The sequence below is a fragment of the Bacillus sp. EB V-12 genome (genome assembly GCF_056158125.1).
On record NZ_JBUXJL010000040.1, the window covers coordinates 1 to 2,714 of the forward strand.

General features: G+C 33.7%; 2 protein-coding genes. Both read left to right on the top strand.

Annotated features, from left to right (window positions below):
- Positions 1 to 169 precede the first annotated feature (169 nt).
- Positions 170 to 1,054 carry a PhzF family phenazine biosynthesis protein gene (locus ACZDYH_RS30225; RefSeq protein ID WP_088362849.1) on the top strand — a complete coding sequence of 295 codons (885 nt, stop codon included), beginning with the start codon at positions 170 to 172 and terminating at the stop codon, positions 1,052 to 1,054.
- A gap of 101 nt (positions 1,055 to 1,155) precedes the next feature.
- Positions 1,156 to 2,586 (top strand): IS4 family transposase, encoded by a 1,431-nt coding sequence (locus tag ACZDYH_RS30230; protein WP_088321861.1) that lies wholly within the window; start codon positions 1,156 to 1,158, stop codon positions 2,584 to 2,586.
- Positions 2,587 to 2,714: the final 128 nt, after the last annotated feature.

Here is a 2,714-nt window from a genome sequence, read left to right on the forward strand (position 1 = left end):
CATCGCCATCAAGCTAAAATTTTAGAGCACCCCCAAAACGAAAATTTTTTAATCCTACTAGTACACACAAGGTTAGAAAATTCTTTACAAGAATTTAAACCATTAAAATAGGAATTAGTTTATATTAAAATTAGTTACATAGATTGAATATTGGAGGTATAGAATTAAGTTGGAAAAAGAATTTATGGTAATCAATAGCTTTTCTGGTGAAAATTTGACTGGAAATCCTGCAGCTGTTTTTTTTGAACCCAGCGGTTTAGATAATAATGCTTTGCAAAACATCGCTAAACAGATAAACCTTGTGGAGACAGTATTTGTATATCCCTCTAATAATGCGGATTTTCTATTTCGTTATTTTACTCCTAATAAAGAAGTATCGCTTGCTGGACATCCAACAATTGCAGCATTTATGGCACTAGTAAATTCTAAGAAGATTGATCTCAGTAAAAAAAGTATATATCAAATTGAAACTCAAAATGGAATACGTGAAGTTGTTATTGAAAATGTTAGAAATCAAGTGCTTGTAAAAATGAAGCAAAGCTCTCCTAAGTTCATTTCACCAATAATAAACAAAAAGACAATAGCCAATACTTTGGGAATTAATGAAGCAGATATTGCTTTCAATCTTCCAATTCAAACGATTGATTTAGGCGTGAAATATTTAGTGATAGCAGTAAATTCTTTAAATGCATTAATGTCAGTTAAACGCGATATTCAATTGTTACAAGAGTTGTGTGAGAACTTGGGTGTTCGCGAAGTACAAATATTCACATTTGATACTTATGGAGAGGATTTTGATTTCCACACTAGAAATCTATGCCCTAGGGAAGGCATGGAAGATCCTGCTTGTGGAATGGGAAACGCTGCTGTTGGAGCATATCTTGCCAATAATTATTATAATAAGCAAAAGTGTATTCACCTTCGAGCTGAGCAAGGTACGATTGTAAAAATGCCTTGTTTAATAGAATTGTTTATATCCAAAAAAGAAAAAGATATAGAACTTTATATAGGTGGTACTGGTAAAAAAGTGGTTGAGGGTAAGTTCTTTATTTAATTTATAGTAGGGACATCAATCTAAGATGAATTTATATCTATAATTCCCAAAAAACGCTATTCTTTTTGTAGAAATATATATAGAAAGGATGGTGTTTTTGTATGTCTATTTCTGTATCTGATGAATTAAAATTATTTGCTCGAGAAATTCAAAGCTTTTTATCCCCAAATATCTTACGAACTCTTGCTAGAGATGTTGGTTTTGTGCAACGAGCCAGTAAGTACCAAGCAAAAGATTTAGTCGCTTTATGTGTATGGATGAACCAAAATGTCGCTACGACGTCTTTAAATCAGTTATCTAGCTATTTAGAAGTATCAACAGAAGTACTCATTAGTCCTGAAGGACTGAATCAACGATTTAATCAAGCAGCCGTCCGATTTTTACAACACCTATTAGCGGAACTACTAAACCAAAAATTGGCCTCATCTATGCCGATTTCTTCTCCATATACTTCTGTTTTCAAGCGTATCCGTATTTTAGATTCAACTGCATTTCAGCTTCCAGATATATTTTCATCCATTTATCCTGGGGCGGGAGGATGTAGCCATACTGCTGGGATGAAAATACAACTTGAATATGATCTATTAAGCGGACAATTCCTACATATCCATACAGGTCCAGGTAAACAACATGATCGAACCTATGGCTCTCTGTGTGTCCCAACTGTAACAGCGAATGATTTGTGTATCCGAGATTTAGGGTATTTTCACTTAAAGGATCTTCAACATATACAAGATAATAATGCTTATTATATCTCTCGTATTAAATCCAACACACGTATTTATCAAAAAAATCCCAACCCTGATTATTTCCAAGATGGAAGAATCAAAAAAGGTACGGAGTATATACAGATAGATATGGAGGTCTTAATGAATTCTCTTCAGCCAGGTCAAACATATGAAATATCTGACGCTTATGTAGGAATGACTGATAAAATCTCAACTCGTATGATCGTTCATCGGCTAACAAAAGAACAACAACAAAAACGATTACAAGATCAAACTGTAAGAGAAAAAAAGAAAGGAATGAAGTATTCTGCTCGTAGTAAACGACTTAGCGGTATCAATGTATACATGACCAATACTTCTACAGATATTGTCCCGATGGGACAAGTACATGATTGGTACTCTTTACGTTGGCAAATCGAGATTTTATTTAAAACATGGAAATCATTCTTTCATATTCATCATTGTAAAAAGATAAAAAGAGAACGATTGGAATGTCATTTGTATGGGCAACTGATTGCCATTCTACTCTGTTCGTCTACTATGTTTCAAATGCGACAATTACTTCTTATGAAAAAGAAACGAGAACTGAGTGAATATAAGGCCATATATATGATTAAAGATTATTTTCTTCTTATTCATCAAGCTACACAGAAAGACAACCAAGAACTATCAAAGATTTTCATTCGCCTGTTCAACCTCCTACAGCAAAACGGGCGAAAATCCCATAGGTATGAGAAAAAAACCGTCTTTGATATATTAGGTGTCGTTTACAATTGTACTATGTCTGATGATCAAGCGGCCTAATTCAAAAATTGAAACCCGATAGGGTTTATTTCGCATGCAAATCTTTAAATTCTCTACACCTAGCTTTTAGAAAAAAGTAACAACTTCTATTATACTTGATGTTGTATGGGCTTAGCTTGATGGCGATG

What these genes read in the sequence shown, in the direction of transcription:
- ACZDYH_RS30230 (WP_088321861.1), top strand. Translation starts at nt 1,156, where the DNA reads ATGTCTATTTCTGTATCTGATGAATTAAAATTATTTGCTCGAGAAATT.